Origin of the sequence: Rhodococcoides fascians NBRC 12155 = LMG 3623, from assembly GCF_001894785.1 — a bacterium.
In the GTDB taxonomy this organism is placed as follows: domain Bacteria; phylum Actinomycetota; class Actinomycetes; order Mycobacteriales; family Mycobacteriaceae; genus Rhodococcoides; species Rhodococcoides fascians.
Map to the genome: position 1 here is coordinate 1 of NZ_BCWW01000023.1, position 19304 is coordinate 19304.

Genomic DNA, 19304 nt, shown 5'->3' on the forward strand with positions numbered 1-19304 from the left:
AACACGTAGCAGAGACCGAGTTTCCGCGCACAACGATCAATCGGCAACGATGGCGTCGATCTGGCCCAGTGCCAAGGCCATACCTTCGTCCATGCCCATCTCAACGAGTTGTTCGAGCTGGTCGAGGGAGTCGAAGCGCGACCGAATGGTCATACGCGTTCTGCCGTCGAGATCATCGAGAATCGCGGTGGCGTGAGTGACTGGCATCGTCGGCGACGGGTTGCCCGAGTCGTCGGCGAACCCGTCGTCGAACGAGAGCGTCGTCGGCTCGGTGATGTCGGTGAAAATCCACCAGCCAGCGGCCTTTTCGCCCTCGGGGCCGGTCATGTAGTACGACGCTTTACCGCCCGGCACGAAGTCGTGGCTCTCGAAGGTCGCGGGCCACGTCGGTGGTCCCCACCATCGTTCGAGCTGTCGAGGGTCCGACCAGATCCGCCATACGCGGTCGACCTTCGCGTCGAACTCGGCGACCAGCGTTACGGTCAAGTTCTCCGCGTCCTTGTATGAGCTGATGAACGGCATGGTGCTATCCCTTCGGGTCTTCGCCGAGTATCTCGTCGATCCGGTCGATGCGATGTCGCCAGATCTCTTCGTAGGCATCGAGTACGGTCCGTGCTCGAGCGATGGTGTCCAACCGAACCTGCACGATCTGCTCCCGGCCGCGCTTGTGCTTGGTGACAACCGCAGCGCGTTCGAGAACCGCCACGTGCTTCTGTACAGCGGCAAAACTCATGGCGTAGTGAGAGGCCAGTTCGGATACCGAGTGCTCGCGGTCCGTCACTCTCGTCACGATGTCGCGCCGCGTCGTGTCGGCGAACGCCTGGAAGAGGCGGTCGATTTCTGCTTCCTTCATCTCATCTACAACCATTTGGTTGTACGTTATGCCTCCCTGGATTCTCCGTCAAGGGGGTTCGAGCAACGGTTCGGGCACCATGGAGGTCGGACGCGACCGACGTCGTCCGGGAGAGGGGTCTTCGTGTCGATACGTCCGGCCGAGGTCGGCACCGTGTCGATCGCGTTGGGAGCGCTGGTCGTTCTGGTTCTCGATGCTCACACTGCATGGCAGACGCCTTCGCACCTTCGGCGCACGATCAGTGAATACGGACTCGGCGCACAGCAGTGGGTGTTCTCGATCGGGGTCGTCCTGCTCGCGTTGGGTTCTGCTTTCACTCTGCTGGCCGCGGTGCGACAACGGCTCACCCGACCCACCTCGGTAGCGTCCTTGTGTCTGATGCTGTGGACGATCGGCCTTGTTGCCGTTGTCGCCGTGCCGAAGCAGGATTGGTCGAACGACGCGTCGCTGAGCCTCGGCGGGACGATCCACCGACTCGGTGCCGCAGTGGCGTTCGTCAGCATCCCCGTCGCGGTCTTCGCGTTCTCGCGGCCCTGGATTCGGCAGGGGCCATGGACTGTCCGGGCACGAACGACACTGTGGCTGAGCCTGCTGTCCGTCTGCACGCTGCTCCCGATCGCATACGCACTCGTTGTCGGTGCCGTCGGCACGCGACCCTGGTATCGGGTGGTCACCCTCGGCTACGTGGAGCGCGTGCTCGTCGTTGCCGAAGTGATCGCATTGATCTCGCTGGCCTTGTGGGTGTGGGCAGCCGAACGTAGGAGTCCTGCTTCCGTGAAGTCACAGGAGATCGAGGCCTCGCAGCCCGTCTAGGGAACCGATCGCGCGTTGCGTGCGTCCAACCTGTCAGTGCCGTCGGCGTCGAGAGGTTGGATGAATGCGTGTGATGTCCGGACGTCGAATTGCTGTGGCGTGCAGCGCGGTGCTGTTGCTGACGGGATGCGTCGGCTCGACAGATGGAAGCCCGGTCGCGAGCGAGGACACATCCACGTCGGCGGTGACACCGGGTCCACGAGAGCCATTCGATCCATGCACTATCCCGAAATCTGCGGTGACAGCAAGCGGCTTGGACGTGAGTACGGAACGGCCGGACTTCGCAGGAATCACCACATACCCGGGTTGGAAGAACTGCACGTGGGATGCACGAGGGCCGGAGGCCTGGCACTACCTGTCCGTCATGTCGTCGATCAACTCGATCGACGAGTATCTGCGTAGTCCACAGAACGAGCGGCAACTCTCAGTCCAGGTCGGCTCGCGTGACGCAGTTCAATACAACTCCGACTACCAAGGAAACCCGCCAACTGGATGTGACATCGCACTTGACGTGAACGGAAATCTGATCATTTTCGTGGTGGACACGATTGGTTCAGAAGACACCTTGGGTGATCCGTGCGAAGAGGTTATGGAGCACGCAATCGAGCTCGAGCTGCACCTACCGAAGTGAGGAAGTAGACGCATGACCGACAGATCGTTCGGACTCACCGACAACCTCATTCATTGGCAGATGCTGCGGGACCGAGCCTCCGCAGGCGAGCTCTCGGTCGAATCGGACGTTGCCCAGCGGTGTGACAGGGCATGCGAGATTTATTTGCTCGACCTGTCCAGGATGCTCGAGATGACCAATGGTCTGTCGAGGCCTGAAGCTTTTGGCAATCTGCCGTCAGCCCAACAACTCGGAGCCAAATTCCATCGCCTTGCTGTCGGCGAAGAAGGCTCCGCTCGCTTTGTGATCAAGCAGCAGATCGAGATCATCAAGACCATGCGCGAGTTCTTTCGACACTATTTCGCGAGTGTCGAGGCCGTGGACAGTGCTACCGCGGCATCGGTCGAAGCGCTGTCGCCACCGCGATAGACGAAAAATCCCGACGACCCAGTTGCTCGGTCGTCGGGATCGGTCGCTCGAAACGTCCTGCTAGCGAGCCAGTTCCACTTCGGCTTCCTCGTCGACGAAGGGATCGCCGTTTCGCGGAGCGTTGTAGCGCTCGAGATTCAAGATGCCTTCCCGCTTGGCGACGATGGTCGGCACCAGAGCCTGGCCGGTGACATTGACCGCGGTACGGCCCATGTCGACGATCGGTTCCACTGCGAGCAGCAGGCCGACGCCGGCGAGAGGCAGTCCCAAGGTCGACAGCGTAAGAGTCAGCATCACCGTCGCGCCTGTCGTTCCTGCTGTTGCCGCTGAACCGATCACAGACACGACGATGATCAGCAGGTAGTCGGTGATGGTCAGGTCGATACCGTAGAACTGCGCGACGAACAGTGCTGCGATGGCGGGATAGATTGCCGCGCAACCGTCCATCTTCGTCGTCGCCCCGAGCGGTACCGCAAACGAGGCGTACTCACGCGGCACGCCCAGGTTGCGTTCGGTGACGCGCTCGGTGAGAGGCAGAGTGCCGATCGACGATCGCGAGACGAAACCGAGCTGGGTCGCGGGCCACACGCCCGAGTAGAAGGCGCGCACCGAAAGACCATGAGCGCGAACGATCAACGGGTACACCACGAAGAACACAACAGCCAGGCCGACGTAGATCGAGACGGTGAACACTCCGAGCGAACCGATGGCGTCCCAGCCGTAGGTGGCCACAGCATTGCCGATCAGAGCAGCAGTGCCGATCGGCGCGAGGCGAATGATCCACCACAGCACCTTCTGGACAATGGCCAGCAACGAGGCGTTGAACGCGAGGAAGGGCTCGGCCTTCTTGCCGACCTTGAGTGCAGCGATACCGATGGCAGCGGCGATCACCAGCAACTGCAGGATGTTGAAGCTCAACGACGTGGTCGCGGTACCGCTCTCGGCAACCGTGGTCTTCGCACCGAGCGCGAGGAAGTTGTTCGGCACCAAACCGGTGAGGAACGACCACCAGGATCCGACGCTGGACGGATCTCCTGCCGAGTCCGCCCCAGCGCTGGTCCGCGATCCGGGCTGGGCGACCAGACCGATGACGATGCCGATGATCACCGCGATGAACGCCGTGATGGCGAACCACCACAGCGTCTGGATTGCCAGACGTGCAGCGTTCGTGACTTCACGAAGATTGGCGATGGAACTGACGATGGCCGTGAAGACCAGCGGAATGACCGCGACGGTGAGCAGCTTGACGTAGCTCGAACCGATGGTCGAGAGGGTACCGACCAACCAGTTTTCGTTGCCGTCGGCCGCGTCGGGCATCGATCGAGCGATCAGCCCGAACACGACACCGAGTACGAGACCGGCAACGATTTGTGGACCGAACGCGGTTGCCCAGGTGGGGACACGGCGCGTACGGGTAGCGCTGGGCGCAGACATGGTTATGCCTTTCGAAAAGAAGAGACGCCGACAGAGGTGGGCGAGAAAGTGCTCACCGGGACGATGTGCCCGACGGAGAGGTTGCGGTCTAGAGGACCGTCAACAGGTAGCGCTGGCTTGCAGACGCAAGTCGACGTAGCGTCGAGAGGTCAGCAGCGGATTCACTGGTAAGACGGTACTCGTCCGACAATTGCCGCGACAGGCAGGGTTCTTCTGAGGGTTCACTGTGGAATCGATGAGGGTGCGCTGCGCGATCGACGGTTCGCCGATTTCGTGAGCTACGTTGAGTTTTCCGCAGCCGACGAAACGAGATCATGAGTACGACAGCAAAGCCTCGAGGACTGGTTCGGCGACTGGTACAAGCGATGTGCGCTGTTGTCGCCGCGCTGGTCGCGGTCGTTCTGGCGTCGGCCGGATGGGTTGCGTACGCGACGGCGGGCAAGGTCTACGACGTCGACGACGCACCGGACGCGCCGGTAGGGATCGTTCTCGGCGCCCAGGTGCGAGACGGCAAACCGATGCGCTTTCTCGCCGGTCGGCTCGACACCGCCATTCAGTTGATGGAGGCAGGAAAGATCAAGGCAATCCTTGTCTCCGGTGATGCAGACGGCAAGTCCGGCAACGAGATTCAGGCTATGACCGAGTACCTGATCGAGCATGGAATCGACCCTGACGTCATCGTCGGTGACGACCACGGCATCGATACCTACGACACGTGCGCCCGCGCGAAAGAGACGTTCGGCGTCGAACGTGGACTCATCATCAGTCAACCCCTTCATGTCTCCCGTGCCGTCGCACTGTGCGAGGACATGGATTTGGAGATCGACGGTGTGACTGCCGGCTGCATCGACTGCAACACGCTCGCTGTTGTGCGGAACTACGCACGAGAGTTGTTGGCACGCCCCAAAGCAGTTCTCGATCTGTGGTCAGGGCGCGACCCAGTCGTCGTGTCCCCGCCGAACGATTCACTTGCGACAATCACAGGGCGATAAGTGTGCCCGTGGGAGATCGGCTCCTCAGATTGGGAAGTATGACGCCGATCGGCGCCTGCATGTCGAGTCCGGGGAGCTGATCCGCGGCTGGTCAACTGATCGGCGACGCGGAGTGTTCGCGCAGACGCGACTACAGTGAGCGAGTCGGTTCGACGACTCAGCGAACCCCGTGCTTTACAGGAGTGGACGCTTGAGCTGGATTCGCTTGAACGACGTTGCCAAGGGATACGACCAGAAGGTGATGTTGCGTGAGGTGTTCTTCCGCCTCGCCGACGGCGATCGCATCGGTCTGATCGGCCGCAACGGAACGGGCAAGACCACCCTGCTACAGCTTCTCCTCGGCCGAGAGACCCCGGATTCGGGGACCGTCGACGTCACCGAGGGTGCTCGCATCGGCTACTTCTCGCAGTTCTCCGAACTGGACGGCGATCGCAGCATCCAAGCGGAGCTCGAATCTCTCTTCGGTGCTGTCCATGCAATCGAGACCGAGTTGGCCGAGGTCGAGGCCGCATTGGGCGGTGACCTGGACGAGAAGCAGATGTACAAGCTCGTCGACCGCCAAGCCGAACTGCTCGACGCCATGGAGAACAGTGGCGGTTGGACCTACCACCAACAGATCGACACCGTGTTGTCGATGCTCGGATTCAACGCCGAACGACGGGAGCTCCCCGTCGATCGACTGTCCGGTGGTTGGCGCAACCGCGCGGCGTTGGCCAAGATCCTCATCGAGGCCCCGGACGTCCTGCTCCTCGACGAGCCGACGAACTTCCTCGATGTTGCCGGAATCGCGTGGCTCGAACGCTGGCTACGAGACTTCCGCGGTGCGCTACTCGTTGTCTCGCACGACCGCGCATTCCTCGAGCAGGTCGTCACCAGCATCGTCGAAATCGAGAACCATCACCTGCAGACCTACGACGGTAGCTACTCGGAATACGTGCAGCAGAAGCAGTTTCGACTCAAGAACCTCGAACGTGAGTTCAGCAACGAACAGCAGCTGCTGGCCTACGAGCAAGAAGCGATCAGTGATCGTAAGGAAGCAGTGAAGAACCCCAGCGGAGTGCTCAAACGTCGACTGGCGAACATCAAGAAGAGCAAGAGCCCCCGCCCGGTCGACACGGTGGTCACCGCAATCTACGGCGGTTTGCATGTGCACGACAACCTCGCGGAGATCACGGGAATCGCGAAAAGCTATGGCGAGCAACGACTCTTCGAGAACATCTCGTTCACCGTGCACCGCGGTGACCGTATCGCCATCACTGGGCCCAATGGATGCGGAAAGACCACGCTGGTCGACATCCTCGTCGGTGCCGAGCAACCCGACAGTGGCAAGATCAAATGGAAGACCAAGGCACCGTCCTTCATCTATTACAACCAGGTGCTCGCCGATCTCGATCTCGACGACACTGTCTCGCACTCGGTCAACGCGATGCCGGGCAGTCTCGCTCTGACGGCGACGAAGAAGGAAGTCCACCGCTTTCTCACGTTGCTGCAGTTCTCCGAGATGGATCTGAAATCGAAGATCGGCGTGCTGTCCGGAGGGCAGAAGGCACGAGTTGCATTGGCGCAGTGCCTGTTGTTCGGCGCAGGCGTCATCGTGCTCGACGAGCCCACCAACCACCTCGACCTACAGAGCACCCAGGTGCTCGAACGTGCGCTGACGGCCTTTCCCGGCGCGGTGATTCTGGTGAGCCACGACAGGTTCTTCGTCGAGAAGGTGGCATTTCGGCAGCTGTCGTTCGACGGCAAGGGCGGCGTCACCGAAATCGCCGGTGTGCAGATGGCGTGACCAGAGTTGCTATCCGTTGATCTTGAACGCGGACGTGCCCCACTCGGCGTCGCGCAACTCCTTCTTCCTGATCTTGCCCGTCGATGTCTTCGGCAGCTCGACGATGAACTCGACGTTGCGCGGAGCCTTGTACGACGCGATGGCCGATTTCACGTGCGCCACGAGCTCGGCTTCCGAGACGTCCACGCCGGCCACCAGCACCACGAACGCCTTCGGCCGCTCTCCCCACTTGTCGTCGGGCACCCCGATGACCGCAACGTCCGCGACGGCAGGATGGCTCGCCAGTGCCTGTTCCACCTCGATGGTGGAGATGTTCTCGCCGCCGGAAATGACGACGTCCTTGGCGCGATCGAGTAGCTGAACGTAGCCGTCGGGATGCATCACCCCGAGGTCACCGGAATGGAACCAGCCGCCCGCGAAAGCCTGTGTCGTTCCGGCTGTGTCGTTGTAATACCCCTTCATGACGTTGTTGCCGCGCATGACGATCTCACCCATTTCGGTGCCGTCGGGCTCGACATCGATCAAAACCCCACTGGGGCCAGGCTTGTCGCGGACCACGCGCAGACGGTCTGCGGTGAGCATGCCGACTCCTTGTCGAGCCAAGCGACGGGCCTGTTCGTCAGCGTCCAGTTCGAGCCATTCCTGCTTCGCCTCGCACACCGAATACGGACCGTAGGTTTCGGTGAGGCCGTAGACGTGTACGAGCGTTGCTCCCAATGCTCGAATCTTGGCGATGATCGTCGGGCTCGGAGGAGCTCCCGCAGTGACGATGGTCAACGGTCGATCGAGTGAATGTGCCTCTGCAGCAGTGGCGAGAGTGGTCAACACGGTCGGCGCACCGGCCAGGTGATCGACGCCGTTGTCGATGGCCGACCAGATGGCGTCGCCGCGCACTCCGCGAAGGCACACGTGTGTGCCGGACGCGGCTGTGACCGCCCACGTGGTGCACCACCCGTTGCAGTGGAACATCGGCAGAGTCCACAGATATCGGGTGTCGACCCCGAATCCCTGGTGGTGAAGTTCTCCCAGGGAGTTGAGGTAAGCACCGCGGTGGGTGTACATCACGCCCTTGGGTCGACCGGTGGTGCCCGAGGTGTAGTTGATCGTGATGGTCGACGTCTCGTCGTCGACCTCCCAATCCATCGGTTCGTCCGTGCCCCGTTCGAGGAACGCGTCGTATCGCGTGGTGTGCGGCAGCCTGTCGTACGTGCCGTCCACCGAGGGGGTCTCGACGATCTCGGTGACCGAATCTGCGATGGGATCTGTTCCGAGACCGGCCAGCAGTGCCGAATCACCCACCAACAGAACCGAACCGGAGTGATCGCAGATGTACCGAACTTCGTCCGGCGAGAGCCTGGTGTTGATCGCGACCAGAACGGCACCGGCCAGTGGCACCGCGTAATGCGCGAACAGCAGCTCTGCCGAGTTCGACGCAATGTAGGCCACCCGATCGCCGTGGCCGACCCCCGACGCGCGCAGTGCATGCGCGAGCCGGGTGACGGCGGCGGCGAACTGTTCGTAGGTGAAGGTGCGCGGACCATCCTCTACGGCGATCTTGTGGGGACGAACCTCTGCAGCGCGTTCGAGAAAGCGAAGTGGTGTCAGCGGAGTATCCAGACCGGTCATGTCAGCCAATGTAGCGCGCACTACGAGGCCAGATCTGATTTGTCGATACGTTCGCGCCCACCGGTAAGGTCGGCGCGTTCGGCGGCGGCACGGCCTGCACGTCGACCCGCATGATCGCGTGCCTCGATACGCACCTCCGTTGTCGAGGGATACATGGCCGTGAATGCCTTGTTCACGGCATCGCTGCGCTCGGCCAAGATCGGCAGCAAGGCGCTACCGTGATGCTCCGACGCCGCCTTTGTAGCTCGCTCCCGAGCTTCCAGCAAGCGCTGGCCGATACGGTGGGCGTACGCGATCAGAAAAGATTTCCTGAAGCTGCGACCTCGGGCTTCCGGTGATTCGGCGAGTTCGTCGAGTGCGCGAGAAGACTGCACGAGTAGCGATGTGAACAGCAGTTCGCACAAATCCAGATCGACTTCGAGCCCGACGATGTTGACCAGAGCGAATCGCTTGTACCACAGGGTTCGGGCACCATTTGCTTCGCAAACACTATGCAGGAGAAGAGACTTGGCCTCCGAGTACGGACTGTCGACCAAGATGCGGCGGGTGGTCACGTCGCCGATCGAACCGCGCGGGTTGTCGGACTCGAGCCGCGCATGGTCGATGGCATAGCGGGTCATGAGATCTTGAGCCTTCGCCGAAAACGCCTCGGCCTCGGCCGGAAACTGGGTGGACTCCGCCTTTGCCAGTAACCCCCGGATCTTGCCCAGCATCTTGGGATCCGAGACGCCACTCTTGTGGGCCGATGACGGTGCGGGCGAGGATCGAACCGACGACCACTGCGATGGAATGGGAACCAGCTTGTCGAGTGAACCCAGTGAGGTCGTATGACCGAGGACGGTCAACACCGTGTTCCAGGAGTCGGACGTGGAGACCCGAGGCCTCGCACACCACCTTCGGAGGCGTTCGACGGACACGCCTGCGGTGGAATCGATTTTCAGATCGATCAGTTGCTCTCGCCAGGAATCGGGTGCGTTGGTGAGGGCAGAGGAACGCCCCGCATGGGTGGCGACCGCCTCCACCACGAGCAATCCGGCCGCGCCCCCGACCATCTTTCGAGTAGCGTGCGCGAGTTCGGCCGGCTGCCAACCGATCTCGAACAACCTGTCGACAGAGTGGTCGAGTATCCGTGCTGATACGGCGTACGCAGGATCGACTTCGGGCGTGCACTCGAGTTTCGCGAGACGGTCTGCAACCAGCCGAACGTACGCCTTCCACCCTGACCCTCGAGTGGCGTAGTCGAGGCCCATTTCGACGAGGCGAACCGGATCCGCGTCCGGCCGGATTTGACCGGTGCGGTGAATATTTTGAAAGCTGTCCAGATCGATACGACTCATCGTCGTCCCCTCCACGTCCCCCGGTGTGGTCCCCGAACTTTTCGGTGAATCGCAGAGTAGGGGAGGGGTCCGACAAGTTATTCGAACATGTCAGCGAGGAGCGAGCATCAGCAGCAGTTCTTCCACCGACGGCAGGCCGGGAATCACGGGAAGGTTCGGTACAGGAGAAGCAGCGGGCGGTGCCGTCAACTCGACGCCGCCGAGCGCTGCCAGGACGTCGTCGGTCTGTGAGCGGCGCGGTCCATACGTGTTGGAAGCCACGACGAATTCGTCACCGATCGACGCGGACGCAACCACGCTCGATCCGTCGTCGGCCCATCCCCATTTGCTACCGGTCACGCCGGGTAGTTGCTGGGTGCCCCAGTCCTGCACGGTTCCGTCGGCTGCAACCGGTGCGGCGGAGTTCATCCAGCCGAGGACCGGGCTGGCGGGGTCTGTTCGCTTCTTCGCCGCCAGGAATCGCACGGTGTCGGCTGTGCTGGTGTAGGAACTGCCCCAGAAACCGCCCCGCGAGGTAGAGGTGAGTCCGAACTTCGTTGCCGTCGAATCGATGGCCTGGGGATATTTGTTGTCGAGTACCGAGGCGGCACCGTCGTCACTGACCTGGACCATGCGTGCGGCCAGGTCGCGATCTCGCGGCGAACCGTCTCCGAAACGCACGACGTAGTCGGCCATGTAGAGCTTGACCGTCGACAACCCCGGGCGTGCCGAATTGTCCTCTGCGCTGCCGACGTACGTACCCGTCGGAACGTGTTCGTACGAGATCGACGTCCGCGCCGGCACATCTGCCAGATCGCCCGGTGTGGGCAGAGCCTGCGCCGGTGCGGCGCACGCGAGCGCGATGGCAATTCCGACAAATGGGACAGCGGCTGTGGCTGTGATGCGACGCAGGCCCGGCATCTCGGTCTCCTCGAGGTGTTGGCCCGCCGCGAATCGGTGGCCGATGAAAGTACCTACCCTAATAGTAGACGCTTCAACCTCACCCCTGCCCGGATGAATGTGGCTTTGTTGCACTCAGAACGACTGACAGTCGCATTGATCCCGACCGGGTGGGGTGTCGGAGCCGATCAGTCAGGATCGGCGCAGTGCCAGCAATTTGTCTTTCGAGCGACGCAGCGACCCTCGACCCGGGCTCGCCGTCCATGCGCTCGGCAGATCGATCGGATCGGTCAGGCGGCCTGTGTTGAAGTCGTCGACCAGATGTCCGACGGTCTCCTGAGCACACGATTTGTTGGTGCCGATGAAGCCCGAAGGTCCTCTCTTGATCCACCCGGTGACGTACGCACCGGTCGACGGGGATCCGCCCACTTCCTCGAGTACGCGGCCGCCGAGGTTGGGGATGATGCCGACTGCCTGATCGAACGGAATCCCTGGCAGCGCGACGCCGCGGTATCCGATCGAGGTGAGGACGAGGCCGGCGTCGATCGTTTCGATCTCGCCGGTGGCGGTGCTGCGCACCACATCGTCGGTGTCGGCGGTCAGACCCATGCGCTCGAACTCGACCCCGGTGACCCGATCCGTGCCCAGGATTCGAGTGGGGGAGAGCAGGTAGCGCAGCGTGACGCGCTTTCGGCCGTCGATGTGCTCGGGTGACTCGTCGACGTGCCGCAGCAGTTGCAGCTTCTGGGCGACCGCGTGAGGCAGGTCGTTGGTGCCGGCCAGTCGTATCGTCACCGGATCCAGTGCGAGCTCGCTGCGATCGACGGTGAGATCGATATCGGGGACGGTCAGCAGTCCCGCGAATTCGGGCACGGTGAACGCGGATTGCGCCACGCCACGCCGACCGACGACCATTACCTCTCGAATGGCACTGTGGCGCAGTGCTTCCAAGGCGTGGGGGGCGATGTCGGTCGCGGCGAGTGCGTCGGGGTCCATGGTCAGGATCCGGGCCACGTCGAGTGCGACGTTGCCGTTGCCGATGACGACCGCTCGTTCGTGCGACAGATCGAACGTCCGGTGAGCGTGATCGGGATGACCGTTGTACCAGGCGACGAAGTCGGTCGCCGAAGTGCGCCCAGGCAGTTCGGCTCCGGGGATACCGAGTTCGCGATCCGACGACGCTCCGACCGCATAGATCACAGCGTGATGGGTGTCCATCAACTCGTCGTGCGTCACGTCTTTTCCTACCTCGACGCCGAGGTGATAGGTGAATCCCTCTTGCGCCGAGATGGTTTCGAACAGCCGTGACACTTGACGCGTCTTCTGGTGGTCGGGTGCAACACCCAGGCGTGCCAGACCGTGCGGTTGCGGAAGCCGATCGTAGACATCGACGCTGACCCCCGGCTGCGTGAGCAGCTCGTCGGCCGCGTACATCGCCGAGGGCCCGGACCCGACGATCGCCACCCGGAGCGGTTGGCGATCTCTCGACACCGAGGCGGCCGGCGTGACCGGAGCCAGAATCGGCCGTGGCGGCCGCTCCTGCTTGTAGAAGTCGGCGTTGATGGTCAGGAACGGAAGTTGAGCCTCGGTCAGTTTGGCCTGGGGAACGATGGCGTCCACCGGGCAGGCCGACACACAGGCACCACAGTCGACACACGATTGCGGGTCGATGTGCAGCATTTCCGCCGTCAGGAAGTCCGGCTCGTCGGGGGTGGGGTGTATGCAGTTGACGGGGCACGCGTAGACGCACGACGCGTCGCTGCAACATGATTGGGTGACGACGTGGGGCATGTGGGGTTCCTGACGGCGGGCGCTGCTGTACGGATAACTGGCGCGTGGGGTGTCGAGAGGGCTATGCGGCGAACTGGCTGGAGCTGCGGTCCGGCTCACTACGGAAACGTGATGCCTTGCCGTCGATTCCACACAGCTTCCACATCAGGCGAGCCGCCCGGTTCATCATTCCGGTATCGGTGGCCAGCATGCGCACATCACCGAAGTAGTCCTGCAGAGCGTGCTGCGACTGCTCGGTTCCCCAGAAGAGGTCCTTCTTGACACTCTTCGGAATGTCGAACTTCGTCCAGAATTTCTTCGGCGGGATGACGATGACGTCGCACAGAATGCGCATCGTGACGGGGAAGGCCAGCGACAGCAGGAAGCGTCCGATCTTGGACATCTTGGGCACACGACGACGCAGGAGCTGGTGCGCGAAGGAGATGTGGCGAGCCTCTTCGGCCACGTGAATGGCCATCACGCTCTGCATGATCGGATGGATCTCTTCGCCGGAGCGAAGCACCGACTTCTGGATGTGGTCGATGGGTTCCTCGCCTGCGAGGACGCCGACGAAGAACAATTCGGGTAGCAGCGTCGCGAACAGAGGGATGAACGGCGAAAGCATCTTCATCGGTCGACTCATGCCGGGAGCGTCGGAACCCACCCGATTGACCATCTCCTGGAACATCAGGGTGTGGTTGCACTCTTCGATGGATTCGTGGGTGCAGTAGCGCGCCTCGGCCGAACCGTTGGGCAGCGAGAATACGTACTGCATCATGCCGCGGATCAGTATGTTCTCGAACTGCAGGCCGACCTTGGCGACATTGGCCTGACGCCACATGCCGATCTCGATCTGCCGGTCCAACGGCAGGGACTTGTACCAGTCATGACCCCCGATCGGGTCGGTCTTGGCGGGCAATACCCAGCGGGGATCATTGGCGGGAACCGCGAACTTCTCGGACTCCCAGTCGATGTCGACGTAAGGATCGAAGTGTTTGTGCACCGAACCCTCGGACAGCAACGTGAGTGTTTCGTTGTACTGCTGCTCGTCCGTGGCGTCGATGTCCACCGAAACGGACGTGGTGCCGGTCGTCAGTGTCATGGCTTCTCCAAACGTGATGCGAACATGGAGTTAATGTAACCCCAGTTAACATGAAAGGGAAGCCCGTCGAAACTTTTCAGTTCGGACGGCGCTACTGATCGTCCGAACGCTCGTCGGACACCTCCGCGACTTCGTCGGTCTCGAACAGCTGCAATTGGATCGCCGACGGATCGACCACAGGAGTGACCTGTTCGGGGGTGCTCCGCAGCACCTCCCGCAGGGCAGCCACTGCGCTGCCCCAGTTCGCGGCCTCGCGATCCGCCTCGTCCACATCGCAGTGTTCGTCGCCCAGGTCCGCGGCTACCGCCATGCCGCGCCACGATGCCTCCTGCTCGGCGCTGATGCGGAGATACGACACGACCACGTCACGGTCCGAAGAGCAGCACTCGAGGACGGTGCGTGGCTCGACAGCATCGGGCGAATCCGCGATCAGCTCTATCAACGCGAGCAGACCGTCCGGGAAGTCGTCACCTTCGAGGACCGGAGGGGTCGGTTCGCCGAGCCTGCCCCCGAAGTCCTCGGCGAACTTGTCGTCGACCTGCTCCCACACGTGCGAGAGCATCCGGACCGCCCACAGCAGGTGATCGGCCACGAACGGTGATCCGCTGACACGTACCTGGGCCACGATGCAGTCCTGGACGAGATGCAACATCACATCCGGAAGCTGCACGTTGAGATCGACCAGCAACTCGGCCGCGCGGGTGCGACCGGTGACCGCGTGCACCAACGTCGAGTTGATCTCGACGACCGGCTCGGTGGATTTGACCGTGACGTATGCGGTGCCGTTGACGAATCGCAGAGGGATGTCGCCGTCGGGGTCGTGATCGGGCGGAAAGCCGAACCAGGGTTCGAGTGCACGATCGACGAGTTGCTGCAGGTGGTCCTTCCCTTTCGGCTGCACGCACAGTGGAACGACTGCCGAGACGGGTTCGGTGCTGGCCTCGAAGCTCGGCACGTCGTAGCGTCCGGTGGCCCGCGAACTCAGAAAAGACGGGTGTGGCAGGCCCCAGATGTCACGGAACACCGCGACCGTCTTCTTCGCCAGATCATCGGACCACGAGCGATTGCGGTCGACGTGGGGTGGCGTCGGCTCGGAATCCCGAGACGTTCGAAAGCCCAACGCGTTCAGTGCTTCTCGCTGAGCGTCGGTGATGGCGCGACTACTGTGTAGGTGCTCGTTGGCGGGCAGCTCGCAACGAACCATGTCGAGATCCCAGGCGTAGAACTGGACGCAGGCCGCGGTGTCCGGAACGCCGTCCGTGCTGTCGTATCGAGACTCGATCACCAAGGCGTCACCGTCGCGCATGGCGCTGACGTACTCGCCGAGCCGGCGTTGGAAGTGCATCCATGCCGAGTCGACGTCGAAGTCGAACTCGAGTGAATCGCTCATGTCGGCTCCTTACCCGAATCGCGCTGAGATAACGCGGCGTCGGTCACGCTAGCGGCGAGCACCGACAGAGTCTCGGCGCGCGCGAGTGCGTTCACGACGACGCCGAGTCCTCGAGCGGCTCGTGCGTCTCCTCGTCCAGCGCCCCGAAAGGGTGCGCCTCGGCCACGCCGTCCAGAACAGCGGGACGCAGCGCATGTGGAACCGCCAGGACCTCTTCGATCCGCACGAGAATGCCTTGCTCGATCAGCGATCGAACCCGGTGGTCGATCAGCTGCGCCGTCCGCAGGTCCTCACCCTCCAGATCGGCGTAGTCCTCGCCCTCGTTGTTCAGAGGCAGCTCGTCGGTCATCGCGGCCAGCAGGGTCTGAACCGCGAACGTGTTGGCCAGCGAACGGGACACGTCGGGGTCGTCGGCGTCTCCGGACAGCTGCACTCGGACGTGTTCGGCAACCAGCTCATGAACGGTCTCCGCCTCACGCTTGGCCAGAGACGGGGCGTTGTCGCCGAGCTTGGCCGTGTGGCCGTCGATCCGGACCAGTTCGGTCGCGATGGCCGTCGACCAGTAATCGACGGCTGCAACGTCCGAGGACTCGGCGAGTGCGGCGGGGTCGAGCGGAGCGGGATGGATGGCGGTGCGTAGATGGACGTCGTCCGACACTGCCAGTCCGTCGGCGACGCGAGCAACGATGTCATCGAGCGCAGGCAACAGCGGCAGAGCCGAAATGGCCGCAAGCTCTTGGTCGAGCGAGACGTTCGGCAGATCGATGTCGTCTGCGTCGAGCATGTCGGGCTCGTCGCCTTCGAGGAAGTCGGAGAGGTCTTCCATGCAGTGTGCGTAGTCCTCCGGGCTGCCGTCCCACAGATCGGTCTCGTCGAGGAACGTCAGATACTGCAGTGACGTGAGAACGAGGTTCACTGCCGTGTCCTCGGCTGTCTCCGATTCCTCCTGCAGAATGCGTTCTGCAGCATCCACCAGCAGGTGCGCATCGGCGGGAATCCACGCGCTGGGGGAGAACCCGTGGCGCGCACCGGACAACTGGGTCAGTGTCGACGACACCAACCGTGAGATTGCCTCGGCCTGCTCCGACATCTCGCTCTCGTCGAGCCACTCGACGAAACCGTCGATCAGATCGCTGATCCGCTCGGATACGACACCGGTCGGTGCCGGCCGAGATTGCTGGTGACGCCGTTGCCGGGCCTTGGTCTTTTCTGCACGTTTCTGTCCGCGGTTGGCAGGCCGCTTCGATCCCATGGCTCGCAGCTTATCCGCTGACATGTCCGGTTTCGTCGCGTGACGCCTCTAGCCGCGAAGGAACGAGTCCGCAGAAGCGGCCAGTGCAGCATCGGGTGCCCGGCGATACAACTCGGCCGGGCGACCGCCACCTGCCGTCGTCGTCGTGCTCGTTCCCTCGAGTGCGGTGATGACGTGGCGGCGAAACGTGTCTTTGGAGAACGCGCGATCGAAGACGATTTCGTACAGCGACCGCAGTTCGAGGAGCGTGAAGGTGGAATCCAGGAATCCTGCAGGGTCGATCTCTCGCGCGTAGCGAGCTCGGAGGTCCAGCACTGCCTCGGTGACCATCTCGCTGTGATCGAACGCCAGCGTCGAGCCCGGCACCACACCGTCGATGGCGACCGATTCGGCTGTCGCAGGCAGTGATCGACTCGGTGTGGCTGCGCCGTGCGCCATCGACAGCACCCAACCGCGGTCGTCGCGGCCGGGCTCGTCGAAGAGCTTGAGTTGGTGGAACTGCAGATCGACGATGTTCGCCTTGGACTCGAGTGCGCGTTCGGCGGCTTCGGTCAGGGTTTCCGACGGGCGCAGAAACGTTCCGGGAAGTGCGAGGCCCCGCTCAGAGGGCACGACAACGACCTGTAGCTGCTGTTCACGGACCGTCAGGACCGCGACATCGACCGCAACCGAAGGTCGCGGGTAATCGGTCAGAGCCTTGCCGTCTCGGTCCGTCCACGTCATGGGTTGCAGCTTAGCGCAAGTCTGATCTATTGTTAGATCAACAACGATCTAAGGGGCAGCGAATGAACTTGACCGACAATCAGCGGGATCGGGCGCGTGGGGTACTGCTCGGCACTGCAGTGGGCGATGCGTTGGGCGCGGGGTACGAATTCGGATATCCGACGCACGAGACCGCCATTGCGATGATCGGCGGCGGCGCATTCGACTGGGCCCCGGGGGAATGGACCGATGACACGTCGATGGCACTGTGCGTTGCGAGCGCTCTCGAGATCGGCGGAGACGTCGATGAGGTGGCAGCGAACTTCCGCGCCTGGTTCGCGGTGAATCCTCCCGACGTCGGCAATCAGACCCGGAAAGTGCTGTCGCAGAGAGCGAGCACCGGATCGGAGATGGCCGCGGTCGCGGCGTCGCTGACCGGCCGGACCGGTGGAAACGGCTCGTTGATGCGGACCGCGCCCGTCGCGCTGGCCTATCTCGACGACGTGACCGGATGCCGGGCTGCTGCGGAGCGGATCAGCGCGCTGACCCACTCCGATCCTCGTGCCGGTCAGGCATGTCAACTGTGGTCGCACGCGATCCGGCACGCGGTGCTACACGGAACGTACGACGGTATCGCCGACTTCCTGCGCCACGAAGAACCCGATGTCCGGGACTTCTGGCAGCCGCTGCTCGGCAGCGCTCGGGAGGGCGAGCCGACCGACTTCCCGAAGAACGGTTGGGTCGTGCACGCGCTCCAAACGGCCTGGTGGGCGATACATCGCGCGGCAGACGCATCGTTGCCCCTTCCTGCCGCGCTCGAACTGTGTGTCCGAGCAGGCGGGGACACCGACACCACCGCCGCGATCGCAGGCGGACTTCTCGGTGCACGGTGGGGCGCGTCGGCGGTCCCGACGCAGTGGCGCGAGCTGGTCCACGGCTACCCGGGGCTGCGCGCCGACGACCTCGATCGCATCGCCATCGCGATCGCCGAGAGAAAGGACGACGCATGACGATCATCGACGTAGTGCACGGTGATATCACCGAGGTGGCCGCAGACGCGATCGTCAATGCGGCCAACACCCGACTCCTCGGCGGCGGTGGGGTGGACGGCGCGCTGCATCGGGCCGGAGGCCCCACGATCCTCGCGGAATGCAAGGCATTGCGGGCCACCACCCTGCCCCACGGCCTCGACACCGGTGCCGCTGTGGCCACCACCGCAGGCAGGTTGCGCGCCAGTTGCGTGATCCACACCGTCGGCCCGCGCTATTCGAAGAACGAAGACAGATCCGAACTACTACGCCTGTGCTACCTGCGCAGCCTGGCGTTGGCGGCGTCGATGAATCTGAAATCCATTGCTTTCCCACTCATTTCGGCCGGCTCCTACGGTTGGCCGATGCACGACGCCATCACTCGACAGGTCCTTGCAGTCAAGTCGGCGCGGCCATCCGTCGACCTCGTCATGCTCGTCGCATACTCTCGCGAGGCTGCGGAGCTGACACGGCGGATGGTGAACTAGTTCTCGCAGCCGACCCCGTCCCCGTCGCGGTCGAGTTTGCTGCTGTATCCCGGGTCGCCGGCGTAAATAGGGGCTGCGCCTGCTGCACGCACCGCGGAGCAGTTTGCGTAGTAGGCGCTCTCCGGCACCGCTGCCAACGGCGCGGGAACGGTGTAGACGGGCTCGGGTGTGTACACCGGCTCCGGGATGTAGACAGGTTCGGGGATGTAGACGGGCTCGGGAGCGGTGGTGTACTCCGACGTCGTCGGTATTTCCACGATCGCGGCGACGGGCTCGGTGGTGGGAGCGGCCGTGGTCGTCGTGGTCGGTGCCGGTGTGGTGGTCGTCGGACGTGCGGAGGTCGTCGTCACGGTGGGTAGCGCGGGCACGGCCGCGACCGGGTTGACGGCCACCTTCTCGGGTTCGGTCGATCCCGTCAGTCCCATGACGATCAATGCCGGAAGAACAGCGATCGCCGGTACGGCCCAACCCTTGCGTCCACGCTCAGGGGACAACCGAAGGTACGCGACGCCCGCAGCGAGCATCGATGCGCCGACGAGTACCGCACCGAACTCGAACGAGATTATGGCTCCGATCAAGAAGATCGCGCCGAAAACGATTGCCGCCCAGGCGAAGATCCTGCCGACGAGGGGTCGTCGAGAAGGAGCTGGCTCGGGTGCGGGGCGCTGGAACGGTGGTGGGTAGGCACTGGTCATGTCGGATCGTCCTCGGGTCACGGGGTGTCGGTCTCGCGGCGAAGGGTGTCCGCGAGACGGGAGCAACCCCACGTTCTTCCGAACCGGGCGGTCGCATTTCCTTCCACCATGTCGCACC

At 63.0% G+C, this 19304-nt stretch carries 19 protein-coding genes; 7 read left to right on the forward strand and 12 right to left on the reverse strand.

Features of this window, described 5'->3' with window-relative positions; translation table 11 throughout:
• Positions 1–36 precede the first annotated feature (36 nt).
• Positions 37–522, reverse strand: coding sequence for an SRPBCC family protein (locus RFA01S_RS26705; RefSeq protein ID WP_032406467.1), 486 nt, complete (start codon positions 520–522; stop codon positions 37–39).
• Positions 523–526: 4 nt separating this feature from the next.
• On the reverse strand, positions 527–853 hold the full coding sequence (locus RFA01S_RS26710; protein ID WP_238325050.1) for an ArsR/SmtB family transcription factor: 327 nt from the start codon (positions 851–853) through the stop codon (positions 527–529).
• A 123-nt stretch (positions 854–976) separates the two neighbouring features.
• On the opposite strand from RFA01S_RS26710, the gene RFA01S_RS26715 reads away from it, so the two are divergent.
• From RFA01S_RS26715 to RFA01S_RS26725, 3 genes are all read left to right on the forward strand, one after another.
• Positions 977–1666: a DUF998 domain-containing protein gene (locus tag RFA01S_RS26715; protein WP_237606246.1), complete on the forward strand. Its 690-nt coding sequence runs from the start codon at positions 977–979 to the stop codon at positions 1664–1666.
• 73 nt (positions 1667–1739) lie between these two features.
• Positions 1740–2297, forward strand: coding sequence for a DUF3558 domain-containing protein (locus tag RFA01S_RS26720; RefSeq protein WP_237606539.1), 558 nt, complete (start codon positions 1740–1742; stop codon positions 2295–2297).
• Positions 2298–2309: 12 nt separating this feature from the next.
• Positions 2310–2705: a hypothetical protein gene (locus RFA01S_RS26725; protein WP_027497712.1), complete on the forward strand. Its 396-nt coding sequence runs from the start codon at positions 2310–2312 to the stop codon at positions 2703–2705.
• A 60-nt stretch (positions 2706–2765) separates the two neighbouring features.
• On the opposite strand, the gene RFA01S_RS26730 is transcribed toward RFA01S_RS26725, so the two are convergent.
• Complete coding sequence (locus RFA01S_RS26730; RefSeq protein ID WP_027497711.1) at positions 2766–4139, reverse strand: dicarboxylate/amino acid:cation symporter; 1374 nt, start codon at positions 4137–4139, stop codon at positions 2766–2768.
• A gap of 314 nt (positions 4140–4453) precedes the next feature.
• On the opposite strand from RFA01S_RS26730, the gene RFA01S_RS26735 reads away from it, so the two are divergent.
• Both RFA01S_RS26735 and RFA01S_RS26740 read left to right on the forward strand, forming a co-directional pair.
• Positions 4454–5131, forward strand: a complete 678-nt coding sequence (locus RFA01S_RS26735; RefSeq protein WP_052060508.1) for a SanA/YdcF family protein — start codon at positions 4454–4456, stop codon at positions 5129–5131.
• A gap of 190 nt (positions 5132–5321) precedes the next feature.
• Positions 5322–6917 (forward strand): ABC-F family ATP-binding cassette domain-containing protein, encoded by a 1596-nt coding sequence (locus tag RFA01S_RS26740; protein WP_032406464.1) that lies wholly within the window; start codon positions 5322–5324, stop codon positions 6915–6917.
• A gap of 9 nt (positions 6918–6926) precedes the next feature.
• On the opposite strand, the gene RFA01S_RS26745 is transcribed toward RFA01S_RS26740, so the two are convergent.
• The 8 genes from RFA01S_RS26745 to RFA01S_RS26780 all read right to left on the reverse strand — a co-directional run bounded on the left by RFA01S_RS26745 (position 6927) and on the right by RFA01S_RS26780 (position 16996).
• The gene (locus tag RFA01S_RS26745; protein WP_032406474.1) at positions 6927–8543 is read right to left on the reverse strand and encodes an AMP-binding protein; all 1617 of its coding nucleotides are present in this window, start codon (positions 8541–8543) and stop codon (positions 6927–6929) included.
• A gap of 20 nt (positions 8544–8563) precedes the next feature.
• The gene (locus RFA01S_RS26750; protein ID WP_139278567.1) at positions 8564–9880 is read right to left on the reverse strand and encodes a DUF2786 domain-containing protein; all 1317 of its coding nucleotides are present in this window, start codon (positions 9878–9880) and stop codon (positions 8564–8566) included.
• 90 nt (positions 9881–9970) lie between these two features.
• The gene (locus tag RFA01S_RS26755) at positions 9971–10780 is read right to left on the reverse strand and encodes a serine hydrolase (RefSeq protein WP_032364395.1); all 810 of its coding nucleotides are present in this window, start codon (positions 10778–10780) and stop codon (positions 9971–9973) included.
• A gap of 171 nt (positions 10781–10951) precedes the next feature.
• Complete coding sequence (locus RFA01S_RS26760; protein WP_052060506.1) at positions 10952–12550, reverse strand: FAD-dependent oxidoreductase; 1599 nt, start codon at positions 12548–12550, stop codon at positions 10952–10954.
• A 61-nt stretch (positions 12551–12611) separates the two neighbouring features.
• Positions 12612–13631, reverse strand: coding sequence for an AurF N-oxygenase family protein (locus RFA01S_RS26765; protein WP_032364396.1), 1020 nt, complete (start codon positions 13629–13631; stop codon positions 12612–12614).
• A 91-nt stretch (positions 13632–13722) separates the two neighbouring features.
• Positions 13723–15021, reverse strand: a complete 1299-nt coding sequence (locus tag RFA01S_RS26770) for a T3SS (YopN, CesT) and YbjN peptide-binding chaperone 1 (RefSeq protein WP_051365202.1) — start codon at positions 15019–15021, stop codon at positions 13723–13725.
• Positions 15022–15112: 91 nt separating this feature from the next.
• On the reverse strand, positions 15113–16273 hold the full coding sequence (locus RFA01S_RS26775; RefSeq protein WP_052060505.1) for a hypothetical protein: 1161 nt from the start codon (positions 16271–16273) through the stop codon (positions 15113–15115).
• Positions 16274–16321: 48 nt separating this feature from the next.
• Positions 16322–16996, reverse strand: coding sequence for an NUDIX hydrolase (locus tag RFA01S_RS26780; RefSeq protein ID WP_027497703.1), 675 nt, complete (start codon positions 16994–16996; stop codon positions 16322–16324).
• A gap of 62 nt (positions 16997–17058) precedes the next feature.
• On the opposite strand from RFA01S_RS26780, the gene RFA01S_RS26785 reads away from it, so the two are divergent.
• Positions 17059–17985 carry an ADP-ribosylglycohydrolase family protein gene (locus tag RFA01S_RS26785; RefSeq protein ID WP_032406463.1) on the forward strand — a complete coding sequence of 309 codons (927 nt, stop codon included), beginning with the start codon at positions 17059–17061 and terminating at the stop codon, positions 17983–17985.
• Entirely contained in the window at positions 17982–18491 is a 510-nt protein-coding gene (locus RFA01S_RS26790; protein ID WP_032399150.1) for an O-acetyl-ADP-ribose deacetylase, read from the forward strand. Before RFA01S_RS26785 ends, RFA01S_RS26790 begins: the two co-directional genes overlap by 4 nt.
• Here the strand turns inward: RFA01S_RS26790 and RFA01S_RS26795 are convergent.
• Positions 18488–19186 carry an excalibur calcium-binding domain-containing protein gene (locus tag RFA01S_RS26795; RefSeq protein WP_032406462.1) on the reverse strand — a complete coding sequence of 233 codons (699 nt, stop codon included), beginning with the start codon at positions 19184–19186 and terminating at the stop codon, positions 18488–18490. The genes RFA01S_RS26790 and RFA01S_RS26795 overlap by 4 nt on opposite strands.
• Between the last annotated feature and the right edge of the window lie 118 nt (positions 19187–19304).